Here is a 4,943-nt window from a genome sequence, read left to right as displayed (position 1 = left end):
GCCCCCGGGCCGCGCGGCCCGGGCGCGGCGCGGCGGCGCCCCCCGCCGCCCCGCGCGCGCCCCGCGCGCCCGCCCCCCGCCGCCCCGACTCCGCCCATGCCCCTGCCGTACGACCCGCGTCCCGGACCCACGGGCGAGGCGCCCCAGGACCGCCCGAGCCGGGCCGGCACCGTGCTCGCGATCGGGGTGGCCCTTCTGCTGCTGGCCGTGGGCGGACTGACGTACGCGCTGCTGCGGAACCAGGGCGGCGACAAGGACCCCGGGGGCGGGGCGACGAGCAGCGCCCCGGTGACGACGTCACCGACGACTCCCTCGCCCGCCCCCACCAGGACCACGGCCACCCCGAGCAGCCCGCCCACGACGCGGACCACCCCGCCGCCGGCGCAGACGGTCCTGGTGCACGTGCGGGCCCTGCGCGCCGGCTACAGCGGGGCCTGTCCGCCGCCGGAGGCCTCGGCCCCCGCCTTCGCCGGGGTGCTCACCGTGGGGCGTACGCCGGTCTCGGTGGAGTACCGCTGGGTGACGGAGAGCGGCGAGAGCTCGGCGACGGACTGGCAGACGCTGGAGTTCGCCGCCGACGGCCCGCGCGAGAAGGAGGTCGAGCACATCGAACTGACGTACCGGGCGGACGAGACCCGTCGCGACCGCATCCGGCTCGAAGTGCGCGCCCCGGTCGAGAAGCGCTCGAACTGGGTGCCGTTCTCGGTGACCTGCGAGCAGGCGACCCCGACGGGCGGGGTCACCTCCCCGAGCGGGTCAGCTACGCCACAGCCCTGAAGCTGGGCAGGTAGCCGCCGGACTGTCCGGCGGCGGTGGGGTGGTACGACTCCCCGATGTTGAGCCAGTTGACGCTGTGCAGCCATGCCGAGCCGGAGCAGATCTCGTGCCCGGTGAACGACGGGACGACGCTGGCGAAGGTGTAGCCGTGGTCGGCCGCGCGCTTGGCGGTGGCCGCGTTGAGATAGTCGGCCGCGTCATTGATGGCGCGGCGCTCGTTCTCGCTCAGCCCGGCGACGCAGCTGCCGCCGAGCTTGTAGAAGCGCGGGTAGCCGAGGACGACGACCCGGGCGTTCGGCGCCTTGGACGCGATGGCCGAATACACCGCGTCGAGCTTCCCGGGCAGCGTGGTGTCGACGTAGCCCTTGGCCTGATTCACACGGTTGATGCAGGTCGATTCCGACTGGAGGACGCAGGTGGTCATGACGTCCGCGAAGCCGGCGTCATTGCCGCCGATCGTGATGGAGACCAGGTCGGTGGCGGTGGAGAGGGGTCCGAGCTGCCCGCTCGTGACATCACCCGTTCGGGCGCCCGAGCAAGCCGTGAAGGCGAACGACGAGGGGGCGTTCGCGTTCTTCCAGAGGACGGGGAAGGCCTTGGTGGAGCGCTTGCAGTCGCCGCTGGCGCTGTCGTAACTCCCGGCGCCCACACCGGAGGAGTACGAGTCACCCAGCGCCACATAGTCGAGCGCTGCGGTTTCGGCGGCCTGCGCGGCTCCCGCCCCGGTCAGGGCGAGGACGGCACCGAGCATGAGTGAGGACGAGAAAGCCGCGAATCGGGACAGTTTCATGGAACCTCCCTGTAGCAGGATCTCTGCGTTACTTGGTAGTAGCAGCGCATCCGGCGTGCTGGAAGTGTCCATGCCAAGAATCCTTGGCGAGAAGTTGCCGACCCCCCGTCAGGGACCGTCGAAATCAAGCCAGCTGATGGATCATGCGGAGCCGGCGGCCGCGAGCGGTCGAACGGCACCGAAATGAATTCGCACGGAATTACTCAGAAGTTTCATCCAACCCCAATGGCATCATTGGCCAAACGGATTGTGAAAATCCGATCGGGACGGTTCCCTATCTGACCGCCGAAGGCTCGCCAATTGGCAGAAACGGGAGTCGCCGAACCAGGACTTGCCATACAGTCGCATTCATCAATACCGTCGTACATCTCACCCGCATCGGTCCATCGGCAAAGCGGCTCAGGGGAGGGCTCTAGCGTCGCGATGGTTCCCGGAGCGGGGCGCGGTAGGGGGGTGCTGGCTCGGCGTACACAGGTGTGTCGCCGAGTCGCGTGCCGCGCGGCTTGAGATGCCAACTCACCCATGCCATACGGCGATCACTGCCGTGCGGACGGGGTGAGGACCCCCCTTTCGAACCGGACAGACCACCGGACAGCCCGGGGGCGGGCGGTCCACCGGACGAGAGGGAAACACCAGCCATGAGCTCATTCCTGCGCCCGGCCGTCACCGGCCATGATTCCGCGGACCAGAGCCTGATAGCCGCTCAATACAAGGCGATCACTTCGCATTTGGCGATCACACCGCCGGTGAGTGTCGTCATCCCCGCGATGAACGAAGCGGAAAATCTTCCCTACGTCTTCAAGACGCTTCCGGACTGGATCCACGAAGTCGTTCTCGTCGACGGGAACTCCACCGACGACACCGTTCGGGTCGCCCGTGAACTGTGGCCCGACGTCAAGGTCGTCAAGCAGGTCGGCAAGGGCAAGGGGGACGCCCTCATCAGCGGATTCGCCGCCTGCACCGGCGACATCATCGTGATGGTGGACGCGGACGGCTCGGCCGACGGCCAGGAGATCGTCTCCTACGTCTCCGCCCTGGTCGGCGGCGCCGACTTCGCCAAGGGGTCCCGCTTCGCCAACGGCGGCGGCACGGACGACATGACGCCGGTCCGCCGGCTCGGCAACTGGGCGCTGTGCGCCCTGGTCAACCGGAAGTTCGGCGCCCGCTACACCGATCTCTGCTACGGGTACAACGCCTTCTGGCGCCGCTGCCTCGACGAGATCACCCTGGACTGCACCGGCTTCGAGATCGAGACCCTCATCAACATCCGGGTCGTCAAGGCCGGCCTGAAGGTCCAGGAGGTGCCGAGCCACGAGTACCTGCGCATCCACGGCGTCAGCAACCTCAACGCCGTCCGCGACGGCATCCGGGTCCTCAAGGTCATCCTCAGGGAGAAGGGCGTGAGACGTGCGGCGCGCCGTCGGCCCACCGCCTTCTCCGTCAACGTTCCGCGAGGAGAGGCGTCTTGAGTGACCGTCGGTTCTCGGTCGTGATCTGCGTCTACACGGAGGAGCGCTGGGAGGACATCCTCGCGGCGGTCGACTCCGTACGGACGCAGTCCCATCCGGCGCTGGAGATCCTGCTCGTGGTCGACCACAACGAGCGGCTCCTCGCCCGGCTGGCCGAGGAGTTCAAGGACGAGACGGTACGTGAGGAGGTGCGGGTGCTCGCCAACGCGGGCCCCCGCGGCCTCTCCTCCGGCCGCAACACCGGAATCGCCGCGTCCCGCGGCGAGTTCGTGGCCTTCCTCGACGACGACGCCGTGGCCGAGAGGGACTGGCTGCGGTACTTCGCCTCGGGGTACGACGACCCGGACGTGATGGCCGTCGGCGGCCGGACCCTCCCCGCCTGGGCGTCGGGAAGGCGGCCGGCCTGGTTCCCCGAGGAGTTCGACTGGGTCGTCGGCTGCACGTACCGGGGCCTGCCACCGGGGCTGGTCCGGGTGCGCAACGTGCTGGGGGGCAACGCCTCCTTCCGGCGTACGGCCTTCGACGTCGCCGGCGGCTTCGCCACCGGCATCGGGCGGGACGGCGACAAGCGGCCGCTCGGCTGCGAGGAGACGGAGCTGTGCATCCGGCTCTCCCAGGCGCTCCCCGATGCGGTGCTGCTGATCGACGACCGGTCCGTCATCCACCACAAGGTCCCGGCCGCCCGCGAGCGTTTCGGCTACTTCCGCAGCCGGACGTACGCCGAGGGCATCTCCAAGGCGCTGGTGTCCAGGAGCGTCGGCGCCGACGAGGGCCTGGAGGCCGAACGGCGCTACACCACCCGGGTGTTGCCCGCGGGCGTCGCGCGCGGACTGCGCGACGCCGTGCTCCTCCGCCCCGGCGGCGCGGGCCGGGCGGGCGCGATCGTGGCGGGCGTGGTGGTGGCGGCCGGCGGATTCGTCCAGGGCGCGCTGCGGGTACGCCGGGGCGGGGCGACGTTCTCCTCGGGCCCGATCCCGGTCTGGTCCGACTCGGCGTCCGCCCCGGAGGTGGCCGCGTGACCGAACCCGTACCGATCCTGATGTACCACGCGGTGGACCACCGGCCCGCCCCGGCGACGCACCGGCTGTCCGTCTCGCCCGAGGCGTTCGCCGAGCAGATGGCGGTGGTGGCCGACCGCGGTCTCACCCCGCTCACCACCGCCGAACTGGCCACGGCCTGGCGCACGGGCGGGGCCCTGCCCGCGCGCCCGGTCCTGATCACCTTCGACGACGGCTACGAGGGGGTGCACCGGCACGCCCTTCCGGTGCTGGCCAAGCACGGCTTCGCCTCGACGCTCTTCGTCTCCACGGGCTGGCTGCGCGGCGCGTACGACGAGGGCGGCGCCCTGGACACCATGCTCGACTGGGACCAGGTCCGTGAACTGGCCGCCGCCGGCACGGAGATCGGCGGGCACACCCACACGCATCCGCAGCTCGACCAGGTCGACGACCGACGGCTCTGGTACGAGACCCTGCGGTGCAAGGAGATCGTCCGCGAGGAGCTGGGCAGCGCGCCGGTGTCCTTCGCCTACCCGTACGGATACTCCAGCCGGCGCGTCCGGCGGACGGTCCGGGCAGCCGGATACGCCCAGGCCCTCGCGGTCGGCAACGCGACGGCGAGGCGCAGCCAGGGACCGTACGCCCTGGAGCGGGTGACCGTACGGCGGTCCACCGGCATCGAGGAGTTCGAACGGCTTGTGGAGGGCCGGGCGCTCGGGCGCACCTTCGCCGCGGACCGGGTGCTGACCAAGGGGTACGCGGTGGTGCGCCGGGCACGGGGGGCCCTGCGGGCGGCCGGTCGGCACACGGTCTGACCCCGAGGGGTGGGTGGGGGGGCCCCCCACCCCGCCCGCCCGCGAGGGCGCGGCTGAAAAACACCAAGAGACCAACCGAAGTAGAGGGCAAATG

5 protein-coding genes are annotated in these 4,943 nt (G+C 70.7%); 4 read left to right on the top strand and 1 reads right to left on the bottom strand.

The window, feature by feature from the left end:
• The first annotated feature begins 96 nt into the window (after positions 1-96).
• The gene (locus ACFVZW_RS36250) at positions 97-777 is read left to right on the top strand and encodes a hypothetical protein (RefSeq protein WP_384530745.1); all 681 of its coding nucleotides are present in this window, start codon (positions 97-99) and stop codon (positions 775-777) included.
• Here ACFVZW_RS36250 and ACFVZW_RS36245 read toward each other — a convergent pair.
• A complete protein-coding gene (locus ACFVZW_RS36245; RefSeq protein WP_383556976.1) occupies positions 761-1,567 on the bottom strand; it encodes an SGNH/GDSL hydrolase family protein in 807 nt (268 codons plus the stop codon). The genes ACFVZW_RS36250 and ACFVZW_RS36245 overlap by 17 nt on opposite strands.
• Positions 1,568-2,205: 638 nt before the next feature.
• Here ACFVZW_RS36245 and ACFVZW_RS36240 point away from each other — a divergent pair.
• From ACFVZW_RS36240 to ACFVZW_RS36230, 3 genes are read left to right on the top strand one after another with little or no spacing between them, the layout of a single operon-like run.
• Positions 2,206-3,036, top strand: a complete 831-nt coding sequence (locus ACFVZW_RS36240) for a glycosyltransferase family 2 protein (protein ID WP_384530743.1) — start codon at positions 2,206-2,208, stop codon at positions 3,034-3,036.
• Entirely contained in the window at positions 3,033-4,055 is a 1,023-nt protein-coding gene (locus ACFVZW_RS36235) for a glycosyltransferase family 2 protein (protein WP_384530741.1), read from the top strand. The genes ACFVZW_RS36240 and ACFVZW_RS36235 overlap by 4 nt, the downstream gene beginning before the upstream one ends.
• Before the next feature lie 20 nt (positions 4,056-4,075).
• Entirely contained in the window at positions 4,076-4,849 is a 774-nt protein-coding gene (locus tag ACFVZW_RS36230) for a polysaccharide deacetylase family protein (RefSeq protein ID WP_384530747.1), read from the top strand.
• Positions 4,850-4,943: the final 94 nt, after the last annotated feature.

It is taken from the genome of Streptomyces sp. NPDC059567 (assembly GCF_042735655.1).
Lineage (GTDB): Bacteria > Actinomycetota > Actinomycetes > Streptomycetales > Streptomycetaceae > Streptomyces.
The sequence above is the reverse complement of the archived record's forward strand: the minus strand, read 5'-3'. Positions and strand labels throughout refer to the sequence as shown.

What these genes read in the sequence shown, in the direction of transcription:
- ACFVZW_RS36240 (WP_384530743.1), top strand. Translation starts at nt 2,206, where the DNA reads ATGAGCTCATTCCTGCGCCCGGCCGTCACCGGCCATGATTCCGCGGAC.
- ACFVZW_RS36245 (WP_383556976.1), bottom strand. Translation starts at nt 1,567, where the DNA reads ATGAAACTGTCCCGATTCGCGGCTTTCTCGTCCTCACTCATGCTCGGT.
- ACFVZW_RS36230 (WP_384530747.1), top strand. Translation starts at nt 4,076, where the DNA reads ATGTACCACGCGGTGGACCACCGGCCCGCCCCGGCGACGCACCGGCTG.
- ACFVZW_RS36250 (WP_384530745.1), top strand. Translation starts at nt 97, where the DNA reads ATGCCCCTGCCGTACGACCCGCGTCCCGGACCCACGGGCGAGGCGCCC.